At 52.5% G+C, this 22,826-nt stretch carries 18 protein-coding genes, 2 tRNA genes and 1 pseudogene; 11 read left to right on the top strand and 10 right to left on the bottom strand.

The features are described from left to right. Positions 1–81 precede the first annotated feature (81 nt). Positions 82–1,620, top strand: coding sequence for an FAD-dependent oxidoreductase (locus A8O25_RS18335; RefSeq protein ID WP_066837988.1), 1,539 nt, complete (start codon positions 82–84; stop codon positions 1,618–1,620). An 86-nt stretch (positions 1,621–1,706) separates the two neighbouring features. Here A8O25_RS18335 and A8O25_RS18330 read toward each other — a convergent pair whose 3' ends face one another. From A8O25_RS18330 to A8O25_RS18315, 4 genes are all read right to left on the bottom strand, one after another. Then, positions 1,707–2,273, bottom strand: coding sequence for a DUF922 domain-containing protein (locus A8O25_RS18330; RefSeq protein WP_066837985.1), 567 nt, complete (start codon positions 2,271–2,273; stop codon positions 1,707–1,709). A gap of 62 nt (positions 2,274–2,335) precedes the next feature. Further along, on the bottom strand, positions 2,336–3,673 hold the full coding sequence (locus tag A8O25_RS18325; protein ID WP_338152762.1) for an MATE family efflux transporter: 1,338 nt from the start codon (positions 3,671–3,673) through the stop codon (positions 2,336–2,338). 178 nt (positions 3,674–3,851) lie between these two features. Continuing rightward, positions 3,852–4,946, bottom strand: a complete 1,095-nt coding sequence (locus A8O25_RS18320; protein WP_153042823.1) for an aminotransferase class I/II-fold pyridoxal phosphate-dependent enzyme — start codon at positions 4,944–4,946, stop codon at positions 3,852–3,854. A gap of 138 nt (positions 4,947–5,084) precedes the next feature. Continuing rightward, on the bottom strand, positions 5,085–5,954 hold the full coding sequence (locus A8O25_RS18315) for a cyanophycinase (protein WP_066838016.1): 870 nt from the start codon (positions 5,952–5,954) through the stop codon (positions 5,085–5,087). A 162-nt stretch (positions 5,955–6,116) separates the two neighbouring features. Here A8O25_RS18315 and A8O25_RS18310 point away from each other — a divergent pair, with 162 nt between their 5' ends. Further along, complete coding sequence (locus A8O25_RS18310; protein ID WP_066837979.1) at positions 6,117–6,611, top strand: YciE/YciF ferroxidase family protein; 495 nt, start codon at positions 6,117–6,119, stop codon at positions 6,609–6,611. A gap of 121 nt (positions 6,612–6,732) precedes the next feature. On the opposite strand, the gene A8O25_RS23920 is transcribed toward A8O25_RS18310, so the two are convergent. The 3 genes from A8O25_RS23920 to A8O25_RS23910 are packed head-to-tail and all read right to left on the bottom strand — an operon-like array spanning position 6,733 to position 8,514. Beyond that, positions 6,733–7,131: a leukotriene A4 hydrolase C-terminal domain-containing protein gene (locus A8O25_RS23920; protein WP_241499087.1), complete on the bottom strand. Its 399-nt coding sequence runs from the start codon at positions 7,129–7,131 to the stop codon at positions 6,733–6,735. Beyond that, a complete protein-coding gene (locus A8O25_RS23915; protein ID WP_241499086.1) occupies positions 7,085–8,041 on the bottom strand; it encodes a M1 family aminopeptidase/hydrolase in 957 nt (318 codons plus the stop codon). The genes A8O25_RS23920 and A8O25_RS23915 overlap by 47 nt, the downstream gene beginning before the upstream one ends. Beyond that, a complete protein-coding gene (locus A8O25_RS23910) occupies positions 8,038–8,514 on the bottom strand; it encodes a gluzincin family metallopeptidase (protein ID WP_241499085.1) in 477 nt (158 codons plus the stop codon). Before A8O25_RS23910 ends, A8O25_RS23915 begins: the two co-directional genes overlap by 4 nt. 255 nt (positions 8,515–8,769) lie before the next feature. On the opposite strand from A8O25_RS23910, the gene A8O25_RS18300 reads away from it, so the two are divergent. Together A8O25_RS18300 and A8O25_RS18295 are read left to right on the top strand one after the other, a co-directional pair. Next, on the top strand, positions 8,770–10,461 hold the full coding sequence (locus A8O25_RS18300) for a L,D-transpeptidase family protein (protein WP_241499084.1): 1,692 nt from the start codon (positions 8,770–8,772) through the stop codon (positions 10,459–10,461). Between the two features lie 669 nt (positions 10,462–11,130). Next, positions 11,131–11,571 (top strand): helix-turn-helix domain-containing protein, encoded by a 441-nt coding sequence (locus A8O25_RS18295; protein WP_153042822.1) that lies wholly within the window; start codon positions 11,131–11,133, stop codon positions 11,569–11,571. A gap of 626 nt (positions 11,572–12,197) precedes the next feature. Here A8O25_RS18295 and A8O25_RS18290 read toward each other — a convergent pair. Then, positions 12,198–12,271: transfer RNA gene (locus A8O25_RS18290), tRNA-Asp, on the bottom strand. Positions 12,272–13,147: 876 nt separating this feature from the next. Next, a tRNA-Asp gene (locus A8O25_RS18285) sits at positions 13,148–13,221 on the bottom strand. A 235-nt stretch (positions 13,222–13,456) separates the two neighbouring features. Here A8O25_RS18285 and A8O25_RS18280 point away from each other — a divergent pair. The 5 genes from A8O25_RS18280 (at position 13,457) to A8O25_RS18260 (ending at position 17,427) form a co-directional block, all read left to right on the top strand. Further along, complete coding sequence (locus A8O25_RS18280; RefSeq protein WP_066837973.1) at positions 13,457–14,404, top strand: acetyl-CoA carboxylase carboxyltransferase subunit alpha; 948 nt, start codon at positions 13,457–13,459, stop codon at positions 14,402–14,404. A gap of 49 nt (positions 14,405–14,453) precedes the next feature. Further along, positions 14,454–15,299, top strand: coding sequence for an MBL fold metallo-hydrolase (locus A8O25_RS18275; protein ID WP_066837970.1), 846 nt, complete (start codon positions 14,454–14,456; stop codon positions 15,297–15,299). A gap of 3 nt (positions 15,300–15,302) precedes the next feature. Next, positions 15,303–16,064: a patatin-like phospholipase family protein gene (locus A8O25_RS18270; protein WP_066837967.1), complete on the top strand. Its 762-nt coding sequence runs from the start codon at positions 15,303–15,305 to the stop codon at positions 16,062–16,064. A 166-nt stretch (positions 16,065–16,230) separates the two neighbouring features. Beyond that, on the top strand, positions 16,231–16,800 hold the full coding sequence (locus A8O25_RS18265; RefSeq protein WP_161947791.1) for a hypothetical protein: 570 nt from the start codon (positions 16,231–16,233) through the stop codon (positions 16,798–16,800). A 78-nt stretch (positions 16,801–16,878) separates the two neighbouring features. After that, positions 16,879–17,427, top strand: a complete 549-nt coding sequence (locus A8O25_RS18260; RefSeq protein ID WP_066837961.1) for a lysophospholipid acyltransferase family protein — start codon at positions 16,879–16,881, stop codon at positions 17,425–17,427. Positions 17,428–17,619: 192 nt separating this feature from the next. Here the strand turns inward: A8O25_RS18260 and smc are convergent, their stop codons facing one another. Next, positions 17,620–21,180: a chromosome segregation protein SMC gene (gene smc / locus A8O25_RS18255; protein WP_066837958.1), complete on the bottom strand. Its 3,561-nt coding sequence runs from the start codon at positions 21,178–21,180 to the stop codon at positions 17,620–17,622. A gap of 339 nt (positions 21,181–21,519) precedes the next feature. Between smc and A8O25_RS18250 the strand changes: the two are divergent. Continuing rightward, a pseudogene (locus A8O25_RS18250) lies at positions 21,520–22,321 on the top strand (HipA family kinase). Next, the gene (locus A8O25_RS18245) at positions 22,299–22,682 is read left to right on the top strand and encodes a DUF3037 domain-containing protein (RefSeq protein ID WP_066837955.1); all 384 of its coding nucleotides are present in this window, start codon (positions 22,299–22,301) and stop codon (positions 22,680–22,682) included. The pseudogene A8O25_RS18250 and the gene A8O25_RS18245 overlap by 23 nt, the downstream one beginning before the upstream one ends. Positions 22,683–22,826: the final 144 nt, after the last annotated feature.

The following is a 22,826-nucleotide window of genomic DNA, read 5'->3' as shown; positions in this document are numbered from 1 at the left end:
GGAAGCACAACCCACCATTCATGTCTTCGTAACAAAGGGCTATAGGTACCCTTCGTATCAAGCAACGTACTTCCTGAAGCTATGAAAAACAACACTGGAACCACCCTTTCTCTTTGGCAGTCAGGTATTGCCATGCCTGCCACCCCCACGCTCTCAGATAACCTCACAACCGATGTCTGTGTGGTAGGGGCTGGAATAGCTGGCTTAACAACGGCGTATCTTTTAACCAGGGAAGGCAAAAAGGTAGTGGTGCTGGAGGCGGGGGAGGTCTGCGGCGGAGAAACGAGCCGTACCACCGCCCACCTTTCCTGGGCGCTGGATGATCGGTTCAGCAAGCTGATCAAAATGTACGGCAAAGCCCAGACGCTGCTGGCCTATCAAAGCCACCGGGAGGCCATTAACCGCATTGAAAAGATCATCAGCGACGAGAAAATTGACTGTGATTTCCAGCGGCTCCCGGGGTATCTCTTTCTGGGCGCCACTGATACAGAAGACCAGCTGGACGAGGAGCTGGCGGCCTGCCATACGCTTGGGTTGCAGGAGGTAGTGAAATTAAAGCACCTCCCTGTGGAAAGCGTGAGTAAGGGGCCCTGCCTGGTGTTCCCAGACCAGGGGCAGTTTCACCCCATCAAGTATTTAGCGGCTCTCACACGGTGTATTCTGGACCACGGGGGGCAGATTTACACCAACAGCCACGTCAACGAGTTCACCACCGGTTTGGTCAACCACGCCGTCACAGACGCCGGGTTCAGGGTAACGGCCAACCAGCTGGTGGTGTGTACCAATACCCCGGTGAATGATTTTGTGACCATGCATACCAAACAAGCCCCTTACCGCACCTATGTGGTTGGGGTGAGGGTGCCCAAGGGAAGTATTCCCACTGCCTTGTACTGGGATGACTCAGACCCTTACCATTACGTTCGGCTGGGAACAGTGGCCGGCGAGGAGGAATTTGATTCAGAGATCCTGATTGTGGGGGGAGAAGACCATAAAACAGGCCAGGCCACCGGCGAGGAAACAGAGCGGTTTGCCTGTCTGGAGGAATGGACCCGGGAACGGTTCCCCATGACCCGGGAGGTAGCCTTTCAATGGTCTGGGCAGGTGATGGAACCGGTGGACTATCTGGGCTACATTGGCCGCAACCCCGGTGACAGCAAAAATGTCTACATCGCCACCGGCGATTCTGGGCACGGGATGACCCACGGCACCATTGCCGGTATCCTGATCACTGATTTAATCTGCGAGCGCACAAACCCCTGGGAAGCCCTTTACGACCCGGGCAGGGTTACTTTATCAGCAGACTCAGCCAAAGAATTTTTAAAGGAAAACCTCAATGTGGCCGGGCAATATCTGGATTGGGTGAAACCAGCTGGCAAAGAAGAAGAGGTGATTGCCCCGGGAACTGGGGCCATTGTACAACGCGGGCTGGCAAAGGTAGCGGTGTACTGTGACGCCCAGGGTGCCCGTCATGCATGCTCTGCTACCTGCACCCACTTAGGGTGCGTGGTGCAGTGGAACCATGCCGAGAACTCCTGGGACTGCCCTTGCCACGGCTCCCGGTTTGATCCTTTTGGGAAAGTGTTGGCAGGCCCAGCGTCTAAAGATCTGGAGAAACTGTAAGGCAGAATAGATGGGAAATGCGTTTTGGCTGTTTTTACAAAAACAGCCCCAAAACGCATTTGTGTATTTGTAGTGGGGCAGGCGGTTTAACTGGCGTACTGCTCCAGCTCCTGCAGGCGGGCCGCCACATTCTCCACCCATTCCTGCTGCCTGGCTTTGTCCAGCCCGTGGTGGCACTGTGAATCATAAAGATCCTGTTCCTTATGCCAGTTGGTGAAGGCTTCGTTGGCGTAGCGGTTCAAGTCTGCGGCGCCGCGGGAGCAGGCATTGGGCAGCTCTGCCAGGCGCTTGCGCAGCATACGGGCATGCAGTTCAGTCAGGTCAAAGTGCAGCTGCTCATGGGCCAGTAAGGCCGCAGATTTCCGGTTCTTGGTCCAGGACTCCCGCGGGTTGAACACGGCCTCCACCCTGAACTTCAACTGGTTTTTTTCACACTTTACCTTCATCTCCATGTTGGTAGAGGTGAGGGCATGGTGCTGGTTCTCAGAGGCGGGGCTTCCGGCAAAATCATCCCAGGTCAGGCGCTTCTGGCCAGACCAGGGAATCATGCTCACAGAGGCCTCCACAGCGGCGGGTTTAGGTTCGGGTTTAGCGGCGGGCGAAGGACTAAACAGCAGCGTGCTTAGCCACAGCGAAATAAAGGATAATGACATAGCTGCCTCGGTAACACAATCAAACTTAAAATGAGTTTCCTGATTATCCCTAAGTTACAAAATTATCTTGGGCTGAACCGCCTGAACCGGAAGAAAAGTAAGACTGCCGCAAACGTGAGCCCTGTAAACAGCCCCAGCCAAATCCCCTTCGCCCCTAAATCAAGCCAGAAGCCCAGGCCATAGCCCAGCGGCAGGGCAATGAGCCAGTAGGAGAACAGCGAGATCATGCTGGGAACTTTCACGTCTTCCAGGCCCCGCAGCGCCCCCAGCCCTACCACCTGCACACCGTCTGAGAGCTGAAAAATAGCCGCTATGATGAGAAGCTGGGCCGCCAGCGCGTGCACCGCCGCATCATCTTTCACATAGAACAGCGGAATAAGGTCTTTGCAGAGAATGATGAGCGTAGCACTGGCGGCCATGAACAGGGCACCCATGACCAGGCTGCTGTACCCGGCCACGTGTACCCCTTTCATATCTCCGGCTCCCCGTAATTTTCCCACCCTAATGGTGGCCGCCGCTGAAATACCGCTGGCCATCATGTAGGTTACTGAGGCCACGTTCAACGCAATCTGGTGGGAGGCCAGGTCACGGGCGCCAATCCAGCCAATCATCACCGCTGAAAAACTGAACGCCCCCATTTCAAAGATCATCTGCAAGGAAATGGGCAGTCCCAGTTTCACCATGGTGAACATGTGCGCCCAGGACAGGTTCTGCCGCCGCATGAAATGCCGGTAGCGGGCAAACCTTGGGAAAAGCAACACATAGCCGCCCATCATCAGCGCCATCAGGACGCGGGAGATAAAGGTGGCCCAGGCCGCGCCCAGCAGCCCCATGGCCGGCAGCCCCAATTTGCCATAAATGAGCACATAGTTCAGCCCCACATTCAGCACGTTGGCAAAAATGGAGATGAACATAGACTGCTTGGTCAGGGAGAGACCCTCTGCAAACTGTTTAAACGCCTGGAACACCATGAGCGGCACCATTGAGAAGAACAGCACGTTCACGTACGGGATGGCCAACCGCACCACCGCCTCCGGCTGGTTCAGGTAGGCAATGTACGGGGAGAGCGCCCAGAAAGCGAGGAACAGCACAATGCCCACCAGGGTGTTCAGGAAGATGCCGTTCAGGAGCACCAGGGCAATGCGGGTGTGGTTTTTACGGCCATCGGCGCGGGCCACCAGCGGGGTGATGCTGAACGAAATGCCCAGCCCAAACACCAGCACAATGGTGAAGATGCTGTTCCCCAGTGACGCCGCCGCCAACTGTACCGTTCCAATACGGCCGGCCATGACGCTGTCTGCCACGCTCACCAGAATGTGGCCCAGCTGGCTCAGCACCACGGGGTAGGCGAGCCAGAAAATACTTTTATATTCTTTACGGTAAAGAGGAGAGAAAATCACAGCTTTAGAAATAAAGCCGCAAAGCTACGGGTATTTTCCCGCTCTTCCCGCAGACATTTGTCCTGGGAAACCAAGAACAGCATTTGCCGGAAGAAGTGGGGCGTGATAGGCAGGGGAGGAGTGTTTTTCTGTTTTGAGGCTGATTTCAGAAAATCAGCCCTAAAACAGAAAGTATGGGTTAGGAGACAAACGCTCTGAGCCGCGACAGCGCCTCGTCTAATTCAGGGGCAGGGAGGGCATAGGACATACGCACGGTGGAAGGCATGCCCATGTTGGTGGCAGGCAGTACCTCCAGCCCCTGCTGGTCTTTCAGGGCGGCGGCCCATTCTTCCACCAACTGAAACGGGGAGCGGGGGTTGGCCGCCTGTAGGCAGTTCTCTATCTCTAAGGTAACATAATAGCCGGCATCCGGCACGTTGGCCTGCAGGTTGGGTAGCTGCCCAATCGCCTCTAAAACCTTCTGCCGCTTTGGGAGCAGGTCCTGCCGGTAACTCTGCCAGAGGGCGTGCCGGTTGTGCATGGCCGCGGCCGCCCCCAGCTGGTTCAGGGGGGAGACGCCCCCAATCAGCTGGTGCTGCAGGTGCGTTGCCTGTTGAAGGAGCGGGGCGGGGGCAATGAGATAACCCACGCGCCAGTTCGCCATGGCAAAAGATTTGGAGAAACCGTTGACCACCGCTATCCTGTTGCGCAGGGGCTCAAACTGTAAAAGGCTCCGCATCTTAGCAGGCGGGAAGACCAGCCCGTCATAGATTTCGTCTGAAAGCACGTGCAGCTGCGGGTACTCCTCCAGCAGCTGCGCCACCGCGTGCAGCTCTTCTGGGGAATAGACTTTGCCGGTGGGGTTGCCGGGGTTGGTGAGAAGGAGCAGGCGGGTCTGGGGTGTAATTCTCTCCCGTAGCGCCTGCACGTCCAGCGCATAATGCTTTGCCGGGTTGGCCGGGAGGGAAACCAGCTGTCCGCCTGCCTGCCGCACAATCTCCGGAAAAGCAAACCAGTAGGGGGCGGGGGCAATGACTTCGGCCCCGGGGGTGAGCAGGCAGCTGAGGTACAGGTGCAGGGCGTGTTTGGTGCCGTGGGTGATGAGAATCTGCTCTGCCGTAACAGAAATGCCTTCATCTTCCTGATACCGTTGGGCTATGGCTTCCCGCAAGGCGGCAATGCCCTCTGTGGGTCCGTATTGGTTGGGCTGTGACAGGGCCGCCTGCAGGGCCTGGGTGGCCGCCGGGGGCGTTGCGAAATGGGAGACCCCTAAGTGCAGTGAAAGTACCTCCATATATTTGGGCAGTTGACCAGACAAGATGAGACAAGCGCCGGTCTTTTCCAAACAAGAACACCAACCCGGGGAATGCGTTTTGGGGCTGTTTTTCCAAAAACAGGCCCAAAACAGAATGCTTAGGTTGAGTGCCGTGGTTTACTCCTGGCTTTGGTGACAGAACTTGCGCTCTTTTATGTTATAGTAATTGCCGTAGGCCAGCACGTGTACCAGCAGGTTCTCAATGGAAAGCGGCGTGCCAACAGAGGCGTATGAGGTGTTGTTGTGCCTGATGTGGTGCCCGTCAACCACAATGACCAGATTGGAGCCAATGGTTTCAATGATGTTGCCCTCTCTGATCAGGACGCCGGTGTCTTCGCCCAGGCCTATGCCTATTTTAAACGGATGGGTGGCCACCGCCTCCATGAGCCTGCCAAACCTGCCGCGCTTGACAAAGTGAGAGTCAAAGATCACGTTCTGCTGAAACCCCAGGCCCCGGTCCAGCTTCACGGCACCCTTTAATAAGGAGCGGGTGCTGCTGCCGCCCTTAATCATGATGTCAGACATGGCCATGGCCCCGGCGCTGGTGCCGGCAATCACAAACCCCGGCTCCTGTTTGTAGCGGTCCAGCAGAATCTGGTGAAAGGCATTGCCGTTGAAGATGCGGGACAGGCGGGACTGGTCGCCGCCCGAGAACATGACGCCGCTGGCCTGCCGGAGCCGCTCCAGGTTTTCGGGTTTCAGGGCGTCTTCCTCTTCCCGTATGTCCAGCACGTTTACCTGCTGGCAGCCCAGCACCCCAAAGGCGCTCAGGTACATGGCCCCCACCTCCTCTGGGATCATAGAGGCGGTGGTGATGACCTCTATCCTGGCCTGCACGCCCCCCATGGCATCAATCACCCGCTTCAGGATTCCCAGTTCAAAAAAATTCAGGTGAAAACGTTTCTTAGACCTTGGGAAAGTGCCTTTGTCTTCGCTTCCGCCTATGGCGATGAGGGTTCCTTTGGGAGCGATTTCGGGTGTAACCATGCGTTTAGGGTAAGGGTGAAACAGTGGCTGCTGCGGGTACATGTACCCGGTCTGGCGGCTAAAAGTTTACCCAAAATTAATATGCTCCTTTGGATTTTCTTCAAACTACCAGGCCCGGCCTGCGTATAGACTTCTAAACTAAACCAGATAACACATAAAACTATGGCTAGTAAATTATCATCATTAAAAGACCTGTTTATTCACGAACTCCAGGACCTGTACAGCGCTGAGAAACAATTGGAGAAAGCGCTGCCACTGGTGATGGAGAAAGCCTCTGACTCAAAATTAAAAGCCGCCTTCAAGGCACATATCAAAGAAACCGAAGAGCAGATCCAGCGTCTGGACAAATGCTTTGAAATTCTGGGAGAGAAAGCCGGTGGCGAGAAATGCAAAGCCATGGAGGGCCTGATCAAAGAGGCCAACTCCTTTATGGAAGAAGACGCAGAGGCCTCTGTGATGGATGCCGGTCTCATTGCCTGCGCCCAGCGTGTGGAGCACTATGAGATTGCCGGGTACGGTACCGTTTGCACCTACGCCAAGTTCTTAGGGGAGACCGAAGTGCTGAACTTGCTGCAGGAGACCCTGAGCGAGGAAAAGAAGACCGACGAGAAACTGACGTTCCTGGCTGAGTCTACCATCAACAAGAAGGCAGAATAATAACCGGGCCCTGCCCACCTATAAAAAAAGGCCGATGGAGACATCGGCCTTTTTGTTTTCTGTTTTGGGGCTATTTTGGCCAAAACAGCCCCAAAACAGAAAAACGCCAATTAGCGGCCTTTCAGCAGGCCGGCAAGCGTGCCCGCTGTAACGGCATGGTAGTTGGGGCGGGCACGCTGGAAATCTGTTGGGCTTTCTGAGTCCCGGCCGGGGTCTGGAGCAGCGCCGTGTACAGCGGCACCAGGAACTTGCGTCTGCCCACGTGGGTAAGGAATTCCTCCAGGGCGGGGGCGGCAGGCGGGTAATCTGCTTTAACAGCCAGCAGGAGCCACTGCGCCAACAGTTCAGCATTGCCAGATTCAGTGAACCCATATGCCTGGTCCAGCGCCTCCAGTTGGTTCGCAGAAATGTTTTCGGGCAAAGCCCGAAGGAAATGGAGCCACTCATGGCTGCTCCAGGTGCCGGTCTGCAGTTCAGCGGCGGGGGTGCCCGCCTGCCAAAGCCGGAGCTGCGCCTCCACTTTCGCAAACAGGGCCGCGGCGCGGGGCAGGGGCGCCGGGTGGCAGGCCGGGCTGGTAGATCCAGGCCTGGGCCTTCGCCTTCTCCTGCAGCTCTTGGTTTCCGTTTAGGAGCTCCTTTTCCAAAAACAGGACAAAACGCGCGGTATCCATAGACTGGAACCGGAACGTACGGAAGTAGTGGGACACAAAGGCGTCAAACTTCTCCCGGCCCACCAGCTGCTCCAGGTGGCAGAGGAACAGGTTTCCCTTTTCATAGGCTATCTCGGTTAAGCCTTCGTCCGGGTCACGGTTTTCCAGAGACAGCCGGAGACGGGTATCACCGGGGGTGCCCTTCATTTCCTCAAGTGTGTGCAGCAGGTCCTGATAGCCCAGCGAGTGCAGCATTTCAGCGTAAGCCGGTCCCTCCAGTTTCTCCATGATGCGGCGTTCAAAGTAGACCGTAAACCCTTCATTGAGCCAGAAATCATTCCAGGTGGCGTTGGTCACCAGGTTCCCGGACCAGGAGTGGGCCAGTTCATGGGCAATGAGGCTGGTGAGGGAGCGGTCGCCGGCTATGATGGTAGGGGTGACAAAGGTGAGCCGGGGGTTCTCCATACCGCCAAACGGAAAGCTGGGCGGCAGCACCAGCAGGTCGTACCTGCCCCAGAGGTAGGGGCCGTACAAGGCTTCGGCGGCCAGGAGCATTTCTTCCGTCTGGGCAAATTCATGGGCCGCCTGGGGTAAGGAGACGGGTTCGGCGTACACGCCGCATCTTTCCCCCACCGGGGCAAACGCCAGATCACCCACGGCTAATGACAGCAAGTACGAGGGAATGGGCTGCTCCATCTGGAAGAAATACTCCCCCGTGGCGTTTTTCTGCTCCGGATTCTCGGCACTCATCAGGGGCAGCAGGTGCACCGGTACTTTCACCGCGCGGTGTAAGTGAACCGGACGCTGGGGCTGTCCTGGCAGGGTAGCCAGGTTCTGGCCAGAATCGCCTGCGACTGGGTGAACAGGAACGGGTGCTGCTTGCCGGCAGTCTGGCTGGGCGCCAGCCATTGCAGCGCCGCTGAGGCCGGGGTGGTCTCAAAGAAGATGGTGAGGCGGCAGGTGTTTTCCGGTAACGGTATCACCAGCCCCTGGCCCAGAAAAGGTTTTGCAGGGGTGAGGGTGAACGCCACCTCCTGCCCGGCACTAGTAACCACTTTCTGCACCGTTAGCCCGTGCACGTCTAGAATTACTTCTGAGGCAGCATGGTGGGCGAGGGTGTAGTTTCCTTTTCCCGTAATCTTCTGATTGTCAAAATCAACGGTTAACTCCCAGTCAACGTGGGTGATGCGGGCCTGAGCCGGTTGGGAAAAGCTGTGGGGGTCTATGGGGTGGGGTATATTGGTTAAGTCCATTCTTTTTTATGTTAAGCATGAAGTGTGCTATCACATCTGAGCAGATGGGTATGTGTTTAGTTGTAGATTTTACATGCAATATACCGGATGGTGTAAAAAGAAAGGCATGGAAATTGAATGTCATAGAGATAGCGCCTTTGGGTTGCTTTATTTTAATTACGCTATATCTGGATATACGCTTATTTGTTTTGTCTAATTTTTGATAGGTTTTGCGCCTAACTTAATTTCTGTGAATCAGTATAAACCCCTATCCATATGAATGCTACCACCTATATGAATGCAAATACACCCTATACGAGAGTTCTGCTGATGTTGACCATGGTACTGCTGCTGCTAAGCGCCTGTGCCAAATCTGGGGAAAAACAACAGAAGAAGATTGCCCGGGCCGCCGCCCAGAATTTTCCGCAAGCCACAGACAGTGTGTTTGTAGTGAACTATGTGAAGCAGGAGCCTGAGTTTAAAGAGCACCTGTCCCTGATGAAACTGTTCTACCGGGAACGGGGCTATAAGTTTGCCTGGTTTAAGGAAGGTGCGCTGGTGCCGCAGGCCTTCAAATTTGTGGAGGTCATTAAGCAGTCACATAAAGAAGGGCTTAACCCCCGTGATTATCTGGTGAAAGACTTGCCAGCCATGTTCCAGTCACTGGAGCAGGCCAAGAATGACTCCAGCCGCCATAAGCTCCAGGAGGATATTGACGTGGCGCTCACGGCCTCCTATTTTAACTATGCCTCTGATTTTTACCGCGGAACGGTTGACCCCAGAAGCATGGACAACATTGAGTGGGAGGTGAAAAAGAACAAGATTAAGCTGCACAAGGCCCTGCAAACCATTCTGAAGGAGCGGGAGAGCCGCTATCCCTACTATGAGTTTGAGGCGTTGCACCCCGGGTACATCAGACTACGGGAAGCCCTGAAGAACTACCGTTTGGCCAAGCAGGAGGGCGGATGGCCTAAAATTGAGGGCATTGCTAAAACGCTCAAGCCAAATGACTCTTCACAAGCGGTGCTGGCACTGCGGCACCGCATTTTGGGGAAAGCCGCTGCCCAAGCCAATAAATCTACCCTTTATGACAAAGAGCTGGCCGACGCGGTCAAACACTTCCAGATACGCCACGGCCTGAAACCAGACGGCGTTGTGGGCGGGGAGACCCTGCGGGTTATGAACGTGCCCATTGAGGAACGTATTGACCAGATTATTATTAACATGGAGCGCTGGCGCTGGGTACCCAAGCGGTTTGAAGACAAATATATCTTTGTAAACATACCGGAGTATGCCCTGCATGTGCGGGAGAAGGGCAAGGAGGTGCTGACCATGAAAGTGGTGGTAGGGAAAGAAATGCATGCCACCCCTGTCTTTAGTGATAAACTGGAGTATATAGTGTTCTACCCATTCTGGAACATCACCCCACAGATCTTGCGTGAAGAGATTGCCCCCGCCCAGGCCCGTAATCCCAATTATTTAGCCAGTAATGATATGGAGCTGGTGAAAGACATAGGCAACAACCAGGTGGAGGTGTTGCCCGCCTCCTCAGTTGACTGGACTACCGTAGATGAGAATTTCAAATACCGCGTTCGGCAGCGGCCAGGAAAAAAGAACCCGTTGGGGTTTGTCAAATTCATCTTCCCCAATGAACACAACGTGTATCTGCATGACACCCCGTCAGACCATTTGTTCAACCAGACAGAAAGAGGGTTTAGCCACGGCTGTATCAGAATTGAAAAACCTTTTGAACTGGCCCAGTACCTGCTCAAAGATCAGAAGAAATGGACCTCTTCTGCCATCAAAGCCGCCATGCACGGAGGGGAGGAAAAATACGTTAACCTCTCTGCCAAGGTGCCGGTGTACATTGTGTACTTTACTTCTTGGGTAGATGACAACGGAGCTATCCATTTCCGGGATGACCTGTACGGGCATGATCGGGATTTGGAGTTAGCCTATTTTAAATAATTCTAAGATCTCTCCAGCTAGAAGGTCTTCTTGAAAAAGAGACCGTAAGAATGCTGCTCATGTTTTGAGCAGCATTCTTACGGTCTCTTTTTTGTAGGTGAAATTTGATAAGCAGCGGAAGTGTACAAAATGCCGGCCTCTGCCTAAAAAAGGTTCTCCTTAGGCCAAAGCTGTTGAACCTCATTTCCATCTGCAACTCTGGCTAATCTGCGGAAGGAAAGAAGCTGAAGCTTCTGCCCATTCATTTTGAAAATGACAAGCACTGGCGCCTTCCTTCTCCCTTGAAAAAGGAATAGTTGAGACCAGTGTCATTGTGTCACCACACCTCAGCCTCATCTTCAGTATGCTTCCTGATATATCAAATCCGGATTTCAATGGAATATACTTTACCTATATCCCTTAAAAGTAATTCAAAGTGAATAGGAAAACCTGTTTACAAATGTTTTACATTTGTAAACAGCCTCTTGTTTTTGTAAACAGTAAATACTGCTCCCATAAATCAGAGAGGTGACGTTTGTAATAATAATCTGTAAATAAGGTAAATAGGTAGTTTGTCTTCAGCCTGACGTTTGGGTGAAATAAGCTACTTGTCAACAGAAGGACCAACCGTTTATTGTTTTAGAGGAGTATAGGCCATCTCTTTTGCCACAGTTGTAATACAATGTACACATGAGTGATCTCTTACCTAAGATAAAGGAGTTAATGGACTGGAGCGGGTTGGGCCCCGCCGCCTTTGCCGATGAAATAGGAGTGGCGCGCCCGGTAATGAGCCACATACTCTCTGCCCGGAATAAGGTGAGTCTGGAGGTTGTGCAAAAATTGCTGGCCCGCTTTGAGGAAGTGAACCCCTTGTGGCTCCTGTTAGGAAATGGCGAAATGCTAAGAGAAGTAGCTAAGCCCTCTTTGATCCAGCAGCAAATTCCTGCTGCGCTTTCTCCGGAAGACTCAGCCCCACATCTGCAGAAAAAGGTAGAGCTACAGGAAAAAGTTCAAGGGGGAGAAGAGTCACAAGCACAAGTGCCATCTGGGCCTGCGGGTAACGGGAGGGTTCCTGTGAAAGTGATTGTATGCTTCTCTGACGGCACGTTTGAAATTTTCAACCAACTATAATTTGAATATATCTTAGGTGAGCCTTTCTGGAAGGAGCAGGCTGCGGCTGGATGGTCAGGTCCCATGTATTACCTGGCTTTGCGCCTGAAAATAGGAGTATTTTAAAAGAATCAAACATCATTGTTGGGTAGTAGGGCTGGTCTTTTCAGGAACTCCCCTGTTGCTGCTTACTAGTTTCTACCTCACAATTTAACCTACTTGCTTGCCTTGCAGAAGCTGTTTCCTGTTCATGAGGAGTGGCTGAAATTTGTCATAGGTAGGGTGTGAAAGCTACTACCATTTAGCTTAAGCAGAACCTTGCTTTTTCCCGCCAACTCTGAAGTTAAAACCTGTTTGGCCACTAACCCTTTCTAAGTAATAGGAGCATTCAGTAAGGCGAAGCCTGGAAACAGTGATTCTGCTTGGCCAGGTGGCATGGGAGTGGCGGTTTTCAGGCTTGAATACAGCACGCATGGCTTGGGTGGGTACAAGAGGCTTTTAAAGCCGTGGTTTCTTCTGGAACAGTGATGGACCGTAGATAGAAGCTCCTGGGGCTGGAATTTCTTTGGCCTTTTCTCTAATGAGAAAAGGCGTGATGCGGAAAGAAGGCATAAAAAAAGCCCCTCAATTTCTTGAGGAGCTTCTAGCGGTCCGGACGGGACTCGAACCCGCGACCTCCGCCGTGACAGGGCGGCATTCTAACCAACTGAACTACCGGACCAACATCTTCCGGAGACCAACTATCTCCGTTTTGATGGTGCAAATATGGGGAGTTTAATATTATGATGCAAGAGCAGGGGAGTTAAAAGAGAAAAAAAATGCAGCGCCAGCACACATTTCTGTTTTAGATCTCTTTTCTGTAAAACAGGCCTAAAACAGCTACAAGCACTAGTAGGGTAATAGTTAGCAAGTTACAAGCCTGTTTTGCCCATGGAACAAAGTAGCAGGGGAGTGCTTCTAACTCAGAAGCTGGTTGATTTTTTTTCTTCCATTAAAGCGTCTTGTCTGGTGAAAGTAACTGGTTGTGTCATGCTCACCCTTTCTGAGAGCAAGAGGAGGTACTCTGATCAGGTTCTGGCACGCCTTTAGGAAATAGCCTCTATGTAAGCTGTTGCCTGTAAAGAATCACTGATATTCTGTTCTGTTTTTTGCCTACTTTCAGGAAAACAGGCCAAAAACAGAAGCAACTCCTAACCATGCAAAACCTTAACCTGGACCAGGCAAAGAGAAGAAAGCCTCAAAGCAGAGGTGGGTAAACTCAAACGGGCTAACGTATTTTTTTTCATCAATGGGGCTACAAATCACAGGCTTTGCCTGTCAAAGAAATCAGCTTCTGTTTTGGAGCTGATTTTCTGAAAACAGCCCCAAAACGATGTCATAGGTGGTGCTTACCCCTGAATTAATTCAGGATGGCGGGTAATAAAAAAAACTGATGCAGGAGGGATGCGAGTACGAGCCAGTTAAATTGAAACCAAAAAGAAATTGATAACAGCTTATAAATACACAGTGCCAGGAACAATGAGCACGGGGCAGGTAAGGGAAACGCAGGGAAAGGAGGGCATAAAAAAAGCCCCTCAATTTCTTGAGGGGCTTCTAGCGGTCCGGACGGGACTCGAACCCGCGACCTCCGCCGTGACAGGGCGGCATTCTAACCAACTGAACTACCGGACCAACATCTTCCGGAGACCAACTATCTCCGTTTTGATGGTGCAAATATGGCGGGTGAAATATTACCACGCAACAGCAAGGGGCGAAAAAGTGTGAAAGAAAAACTGAAACAGGACTAACCTGTTCATTTTCAAACCGAAAAAATTTGCGTCTGTCCCCTTAAAATACCTTGTACTAAAGATCGTAAGTTTCGTTTACCTTTGTAGTCACACAAAAGCAAGACTCAAGACGCAACACTATGCTGTTAGATTTTGAACAACCTATCGCCTCGTTAGAAGGAAAGCTAGCTGAGATGAAGAAATTGGCCGCTGAAAGTCAGGTAGACGTAACCGAGGCGGTGCAGGCGTTAGAAGAAAAGATCAAGATACTCAAGAAGGAAACCTACGCCAACCTCACCCGTTGGCAGCGGGTGCAGCTCTCCCGTCACGTGGAGCGCCCCTATACGTTAGACTATATCAACCAGCTCACCACTTCTTTTATAGAGCTGCACGGCGACCGCAACGTGCGGGATGACAAAGCCATGGTAGGCGGTTTTGGCGAAGTAGACGGCAAGACCATCATGTTCATTGGCCAGCAGAAAGGCCGCAACACCAAGGAGCGCCAGTACCGCAACTTCGGGATGGCCAACCCTGAAGGGTACCGCAAGGCGTTGCGCCTCATGAAGCTGGCTGAGAAGTTCAACAAGCCCATTGTGACCCTCATTGACACCCCCGGCGCGTTCCCGGGGCTGGAGGCCGAAGAGCGCGGCCAGGGCGAGGCCATTGCCCGCAACCTCAAGGAGATGTTCATGCTCAAGGTGCCGGTAATCTGTATCATTATTGGGGAAGGCGCCTCCGGTGGAGCGTTGGGTATTGGCATTGGCGACCGCGTGTACATGCTGGAGAACTCCTGGTATTCAGTTATCTCGCCAGAGAACTGCTCCACTATCCTTTGGCGAAGCTGGAACTACAAAGAGCAGTCGGCTGAGGCCCTCAAACTTACCGCCAAAGACATGTTAGGCAACAAGCTGGTAGATGGCATCATCAAAGAGCCGCTGGGGGGGGCGCACGTTAACCCGGAGAAAATGGTGAAAACCCTCAAGAAAAAGATTCTGGAGACCATTGCTGAGTTAGAGGCCCAGTCGCCAGAAGACCGTATCATGTCCCGCATTGAGAAATTCAGTGAGATGGGGGTGGTGACAGAGTAGTTTCTGTTTTTGGCCTCTTTTTCTTAAAACAGACGCAAAACGCAAGCCTATGTCGTTCACGCTTTACCCAATTGAAACCGGCAACTTTAAACTAGATGGGGGTGCCATGTTTGGGGTGGTGCCCAAAACCATCTGGCAGCGTACCAACCCCGCAGATGAGAACAACCTCTGCACCTGGGCCATGCGCTGCCTGCTGGTCCAGACTCAGAACCGGCTGGTGCTCATTGACAACGGCATTGGTGACAAGCAAGACGCCAAATTCTTCAGCCACTACTACCTGCACGGTGATGCCTCCCTGGAGAATTCCCTCCGGCAGGCTGGTTTCGGCTTTGCCGATATCACCGATGTGTTTCTCACCCACCTGCACTTTGACCATTGCGGCGGTTCCGTGAAATATGGTGCCGGCGGAAAACTGGAAACGGTTTTCCCAAACGCCACCTACTGGACCAATGAAGACCATTGGCAGTGGGCCACCCAGCCTAACCCGCGGGAGAAGGCCAGTTTCCTCAAAGAGAATATTCTTCCAATTCAGGAGAGCGGGCAACTCAAGTTTATACCGGTAGGGCAGGAGGAGTTTTTGCCAGGCTTCGGGTTAACGTACGTAGATGGGCACACAGATAAGATGATGGTGCCGCGGCTTCAGTACAAAGGACATACACTTTGCTACATGGCTGATCTGCTGCCTTCAGTGGGGCACCTGCCGTTGCCGTACGTGATGGGGTATGATACCCGTCCGTTGCTCACCCTCCGGGAGAAGGAGATCTTTCTGAACAAGGCCGCCGATGAGCAGTGGGTGCTGTTCTTTGAGCATGATGCCTCCAATGAGTGCTGTACCGTAAAGCATACAGAGAAGGGGGTGCGGGTAGACCAGATCTTTAAGTTCTCAGAGCTGTAACCTATGCGGTTGGGGCTGTGTCTCTCTGGTGGCGCTGCCCGCGGGGTGGTTCATTTGGGGGTGATGAAAGCGCTGCGGGAATTAAATGTTCCCATCAATGTCATCTCTGGGGTGAGTTCAGGGGCCATTACCGCTGTTTTCCTTTCGGCGGGGTACTCCCCGGAGGAGGTGCTGCGGCTGGTACAGGAGCTGAATGTCCCTAAACTGATCAAGCCAGCCCTGAACAAGGGTGTGCTGCACAACCTGGCCCTGCAGAAAATCTTTGAACAGCACCTGCAAGGCAAAACCTTCGCTGACCTTTCCTGCAAAGTCATTGTATCAGCGTTAGACCTGGTGGAGGGCACCACCGTCTATTTCACAGAGGGGTCTTTGGTGCAGGCATTAATGGCGTCTTCGGCGGTGCCAGTGTTGTTTAAACCAGTCTCCTGGCAAGGGAAGCAGCTGGTAGACGGCGGTATAGCCAACAACCTGCCCGTGGAATGCCTTACGGGTGAATGTGACAAAATTATAGGGGTACATGCCAACCCCACACCCCATAATTCAGAAATACCCGGCATACGGCAGGTGACAGAGCGCATTTTCCACCTCGCCCTAAATGCCAATGTCAGGCCCCGCATTGCTTACTGTGATCTTTTTCTGGAGCCGCCTAAACTGAAGGAGTACCACATCTACGCCCTTAACAAAGCACAGGAGATTTTTGAGATTGGGTATGAGTACACCCTGTTGCTTTACAAAGAGATTCAAGCGCTGGTAATGGAAGAGTAATAAAGATTAAAATCAAGATATAGTGCTATTATATACTTTGAATAAGGTATAAATATTAGAAGTGTTGCTTCGTATAAACCAAAAAAAAGATCAGGGTCATCTTAACATTGGTTATATGAAAAAAGCAATATACTCTCTCCTGGTACTTCTGAGTTTTTCAAAGGCTATGGCGCAAGAAAACAGAGGTACCTTAATTCCCGCTAAGATCATTCAACGATCTGTCATGGTAGGCGGGAGCATAACCGGTGCCTACCGGGATGTAAACAACAACTTTGGCAGTCAGGAAATCTCCAGCTCAGAGCAGCAGTTTGACTTTGATGTAAAGGCGGGCTATTTCATTCTGCATGATGTGGCCATAGGGGGGCGAGCCACCCTCAACCATACCCGCACTTCTACAGACGGCGGCAGTGACACGCGCCAGACGTATCTGCTGGTAGGCCCGTTTGTGCGGTATTACCTGAACAATGGTATTTTTGGGGAAGCCAGTTATTCTGTTGGAAAAAACAACGAGGCTAACTCACGTAAAACCAATATCTCAGAACTGAAGGGAGGGATAGGATATGCCATGTTTATTAACCCAAAGGTGGCCATTGAACCGGCCATCATGGTGGCCCGGTATAAAGAAAAGCGAGCGTCTGGAGGAGAGAACAGCTACCTCACCAAGTTTGGCCCGTCGCTGAACTTGGGCCTGCAAATTTATCTTTTCAGGGAGCGCAAACTGGCGCTGCTCAGATAGTGGGGCTTCTTAAAGAAAACCAGCCAAACCGGCTGGTTTTTTTCGTAATATTGTAGCCTGTTCTGCTATTAAAAGAAAATGTTCGGGAAACTGTTATCCAAGATCATATTTAAAGTTGCCGGCTGGAAGCTAAAAGGCAACATTCCCCCTGACCTTAAAAAAGCCGTTATGATTGCGGCACCCCATACCAGCAACTGGGATTTTGTATACTCCAGAGCCGCTTTTTACCTAATGGATATTCCCGTGAGGATGACCATCAAGAAAGAGGCTTTTTTCTTCCCCATTGGGAACCTGATCAGTTCTATGGGTGCCATTCCCGTTGACCGGAAGAAGAACAACAACCTGGTCAGTTTCATGGTAGACCTGTTCAAAGACCATGAGCAGATGATCATGATGGTAACCCCCGAAGGGACCCGTAAATACCAGCCCCGCTGGAAAAAAGGGTTTTATCATGCCGCCATGGGAGCCGGGGTGCCTATTGTTCTGGGATTTCTGGACTATGCTAAAAAAGAGGCAGGGATAGGTCCTATCATTTACCCTACCGGCGATTATGAGGCTGACCTGGAGAAAATCAAAGCTTTCTACCGCACCGTTACCCCTAAGTACCCGGCGCAAGGCGTACGCTAAGAAAGTATTATAGTAAACAAAAAGAGCGTTTTTGACCTGTTTTCAGAAAAGCAGGCCAAAAACGCTCTTTTATTTTAGAAGATGTAGAGACTAGGCACCGCCTCGTTTCATACTCAATTCTCATTTGCGTGATTAGGAATTGAATGCGTTTCCGGGCTGTTTTCAGAAAAACAGCCCGGAAACGCCAAAAATTTACGCCGACATTGCCTCAACCTGGTCTGGTTCTGGGGCTAGTTCACGTAAATCTACCGGGATCACCCGTGACACACCTGCCTCCAGCATGGTAATGCCGTAAATCACATCAGTAGACACCATGGTGCGTTTGTTATGGGTCACCACAATGAACTGAGATTCACCAGAGAACTTCTTGACAATGTTGTTGAACTTGTCAATGTTGGCATCATCTAGGGGCGCGTCTACCTCATCAAAGATACAGAACGGAGCCGGTTTCAAGAGATAGATAGCAAACAGCAGGGAGATGGCCGTCAAGGTTTTCTCGCCGCCAGACAGCTGGTTAATGGTCAACGGGCGTTTGCCTTTAGGGCGGGCCATGATTTCAATCTTTGATTCCAGCGGGTTGCTAGGGTCTGCGATGTACAAATCACAGGTATCTTCCTCGGTGAACAGCGAGCGGAACACCCGGATGAAGTTCTCCTTGATCTGGTCAAAGGCGGTCAGGTACTTCTCCTTGGCCACGGTGTCAATCTCGGCAATGGTATCCAGCAGCTGCTGCTTGGCATCTACCAGATCATTCTTCTGAGACAAGATGAACTGGTGTCGGGTTTCAATTTCCTGGTACGCCTCGGCGGCCATGGGGTTCACCGGGCCCACGTTGTCCAGCTTCTGCTTGATGGTGCTTACCTGCTGGCTCAGTTCCTCGTTGCTGATGTCCAGCTTCTCAGACGGGGCCTCGGCCAGTTCTTCCGGGCTCATGTTGAATTCCGCCGAGAGGCGCTCAATCACGGCCACCAGCTTGATGCGGGTGTCGGTGATGGCTTGGTTCATGCTCTGGAACACCTCATCTGTGTTCTGCTTCTTGCGCTGCAGCTCGCGTATGGTTTTCTCTTTCTCATCTACCTCACCGCGCAGCTGGAAATAGGCTTTCTCCACCTCGTCCAGTTCGCGGGCCATGTCTTTGCGAGCCACCATGCCTTCCTCTAAGAGGGCGGTCTGATCTTCCACGAACTGCTCCAGGGCCACGGTTTCATCTTCGGCCTTGGCCAGTTCATCTTGCAGCTGCACCAGGCGCTCCTGGTGGTTCATCACCGTTTTCTGCTTGTAGGCCAGTTCCTGCTGAATGCTCTGCAGGCGGTTCTTTAACTGGTGGAACTTGATGTTCTCCTGGTTAAAGATGCCGCTGACCTCAGTAATGATTTCATTCTGCTTCTCAAGCAACTGCGCCAGCCCCTGCAGCTCATTTTCATAGCCTTTCAGGGTGAGGTTCTTGCTTTCAGAGTCGGGGAGGAGGTCCGCCAAGGTTTCGCCCAGTTCCTGGATTTTCTCGAAGAGCTCGTCTTTTTTGCTGGCCTGGTTCTGCAGGTTGAGCTGGAACTGCTCGTACCGCACCTTGTGGCTCACCAGTTCCTGTTGCAGCGCATTGATTTCGCGCTCCTGCAAACGTATGGCTTCGGCCTGGGTAGATTCTTTCTGGTTTTGCAAGACGTGCTGCAGCGTGCTGATTTTGCTTTTCATCAGCTCCTGCTCTTCTTTCAGCGCCTCCAGTTCTTCGGCCAGCTTCTCCAGATTTTGTTTTCGGCCCAGCCGGTTGCCGTCAAACAGGCCCACCGAACCGCCCGATAAACTCAACGGCTTTTTAATCACCGAGCCGTCTTTCAAAATGTACGTGCGTCCGTCGCTCAGGAACAACTCCGTATCAGAAGTGCTGCTGATGTAGACCTCGTTGAGCATGTAGCGCAGCAGCGAGTGGTATTTTTCCTCGGCCTGCACCACTTCCAGCGCGGCTTTGTACTTGGGCGTGCTCAAGGTGGCGGGCATTTCCAGGTCTTCCACCTCAGAGAGAATGATGAAGTTGGCGCGGCCCTTGTTCTGGTTGTTGAGCAGGTGAATGGCCTCCACGGCATCTGTGGGCGTGTCTACCACGAAGAAGTTCATGTACGGCTCCAGGTACGTCTCAATCACCGCCTTGTATTCCTGGTCGCAGGAGATGATGTCTGAGAGGAGCGGCGCCGGCTTCTGCCAGGTCTTGGACTTGTACAGAAACTTGATGGCATCTGGGAAGCCTTCCAGGTTGTCTACTAAAGATTTTGTGAGCGTGTACTGGTTTTTCTTGGAGTCCAGCTGACGGTTGATGTCAATGAGCTGCTGCCGGTATTCCTGCAGGGTTGTCTCCGTCTTCGTCATTTCCTCCTGCAGCTGCCGCTCAGCTTCCTGCAGGGCCACCAGTTTGCTCTGCGCCTCCTCAAGCTGCTCCTGGGTTTCGGCCAGCGCCGATTGGTATTGCTCGGCCAGCTGATTTTCAGAGCCTTCCATCTGCTGCATGCGCTCCAGTTCGGCGCGGTGCGTCTGGATTTGGACCTGGGTAATCTCAATGTTCTTGTTCAGAGAGAAGACCTCGTTCTGCAGCTGGCGCTGGGCAAGGGTTTTCTCCTGCATTTCCTTCTGAAGGTCGTTTTTCTGCTGGTTCACATGCTCCAGTTCCTTCTTGGTCATGTTCAGCTGCTCCTCAGAAATCAACAGTTCTTCCTGCACCTGCTCCAGGTCATTCTGCAGCTGGCCCAAACTGGCCTCGGTCTGCCCGATATTGGCGGTGTCCTGGTTAATCTGCTGGTGCAAGGTGCGGGCACGCTCTTTCAAATAAAGATTCCGCTCGCTCTTCAGCTTAATCTCATTTTCCAGCTGTCTTAGCTGGCTTGTATGTTCATGTACTTCTTTCTGGGTGTTCTGGAGTTGCAGTTGGGTACGGTCTACCAGCGTTTTCTGCTCCTGCACGGCATCTTCCAGCGCGGCCAGTTCCTCAGAATATTCGCCCTTGCGGTCGGTTTCTTTTTTGAGTTCGTTTTCCAGCCGCTCCAGCGCCTCCTGATGGTGGCCAATGTTGCGGCGGGCGTACTCCAAACTCAGTTTCTTGTATTCGTCTTTCAGCCCAATGTATCGCTCGGCAGTTTTGGCTTGGCGTTCCAGGCTTTTTAAATTCTTTCCAATCTCAAATAAGACGTCTTCCACGCGCTCCAAATCTGCATCGGTTTCCTCTAACTTGCGGAGGGTCTGCTTCTTGCGCACCTTGAACTTGGAGATGCCGGCGGCTTCCTCAAACAGGTTCCGGCGGGAGTTGTCCTTGTCGGTGAGGATATCATCTACCATCTTGAGCTCAATGATGGCATAGGAATCTGACCCGATACCCGTGTCCAGGAACAGGTCATTGATGTCTTTGAGGCGGCAGGTGACGTTGTTGAGCAGGTACTCGCTCTCGCCGGAACGGTAGTAGCGGCGCGTGATGGTCACCTGTGAATACTCGGTGGGCAGAATGCCTTTGTTGTTGTTGAACGTAAGGCTCACCTCTGCGAGCTGCTGCGGCTTCCGGTTTTTGGTGCCGTTGAAAATCACGCTCTCCATCTTGTCTGAGCGCAGATTTCGGGTTTTCTGCTCGCCCAGCACCCACCTGATGGCATCTACAATATTACTCTTGCCGCAGCCGTTGGGCCCCACAATGCCCGTAATGCCGCTGTCAAAATTGATGGTGACTTTATCGCCGAAGCTCTTAAAGCCTTTAATCTCTAATCTTGCTAATTCCATGCTTCTCGGCCAAGGTATTTGGCTCTAACCTCAAATTTACAAAAAAAGTGCAGGTAGTGTGGCCGAATGGAAAATTCAATTGTGGGTAAAAGTAAAAAAGCCGGCTGTTTTCGGCCTGTTTTTCCAAAACCAGGCGAAAACGGAAAACGAGGCTGATGGGATAGGGTAGACCTAAACAATAACGCTTACCTCTCTAACGATGAAGAGGGCAGTAGCGCATTTTTAAAAGAGGATGGCGTTTGTCTCTGGATTGGTTGTGTCAGATGGCTGAAAGTTCTGCGGAAAATAGGCACCTTTGCAGGCGGCTCCTTCATTGGGTGCCGCCAACAGACCAAGCCTATGAAAGATTCTCCACCGGAAATTAGGACCGTGCAGGTGACCCGCTACGTCACCCCGCTGCGGGAGGGGCGGCTCCCTGCCCGCCATTGTTGAGGCAGATGATGACTTTCTCTACGTGCTCAAATTCAGAGGCGCCGGGCAGGGGATCAAAGCTCTGATAGCGGAGCTGATCTCTGGCGAGATAGCCCGCCTGCTGGGGTTGCGCGTGCCTGAACTGGTGTTTGCCCACCTGGATGAGGCCTTTGGCCGCACCGAGCCAGATGAGGAGATTCAGGACCTGCTCCGGTTTAGCGAGGGGCTTAACCTGGGCCTCCACTATCTCTCCGGGGCCATCACCTATGATGCCCTGGTGAATTCTGTGACCCCGCTGCTGGCCTCACAGATAGTCTGGCTTGACTGTCTGGTAGTCAATGTAGACCGAACCGCCCGCAACACCAATATGCTCATGTGGCACAAAGAACTGTGGCTGATTGACCACGGGGCCGCCTTTTATTTTCACCACTCCTGGCCAAACGTGGAAGAGCAGGCCAAAAAGCCATTTGTGCAGATCAAAGACCATGTGCTCCTTCCCAAAGCCAGTGAGCTGGAGGCGGTAGACCAGGCATTCAAACAGATCCTGACCCCTGAGCGGCTCCAAGCCATTGTGGCGCTGGTGCCAGATGAATGGCTGGCGGGGGCAGACTCCCCGTTCACTACGCCAGAGGAAAATCGGGCTGCTTACGTCACTTTTCTGGAGACCAGACTGGCTCATTCTGAGGTATTTATTAACGCCGCGCAACATGCAAGAAAAGCACTTATTTGAGTATGCCGTAATACGGGTGGTGCCGTGTGTGGCGCGCGAGGAATTTCTCAATGTAGGGGTGATTCTGTTCTGCGCATCACAGGGTTTCCTGCAGACAGCCTATAAACTGAACGAGGAGAGACTGCGGGTCTTCTCCGGAGAATTGGATGTGCAGGAGCTGGAGCAGCGGTTACAGGCGTTTGTGAAAATTTGCGCCGGCAGGAGAGAGGGCGGGGTGATTGGGCAACAGGCCATTGCCTCCAGGTTCCGGTGGCTGACCTCGGCGCGCAGTACAGTGGTGCAGCTTTCCGCCATTCACCCGGGGCTGTGTGAAGATCCTCAGGCAACCCTGCAGCGGTTGTTCTCCCAGCTGGTGCGGTAGTTGGCAGCGTCCTTTACAGACACCTGAACGTGCTAATTTGGGGAGCTTACGGGGCTGTATCTGAGAGACTGGCCATTATATCCTGTAGCCACTTATAACTTTACATGCGTCTCTGTTGGACTTTGGGAATTCCGGAAAAGCCCA

This window comes from Rufibacter ruber, from assembly GCF_001647275.1.
Lineage (GTDB): Bacteria > Bacteroidota > Bacteroidia > Cytophagales > Hymenobacteraceae > Nibribacter > Nibribacter ruber_C.
Note: the sequence above shows the minus strand (reverse complement) of the source record. Positions and strands in the feature narration are given on the sequence as shown.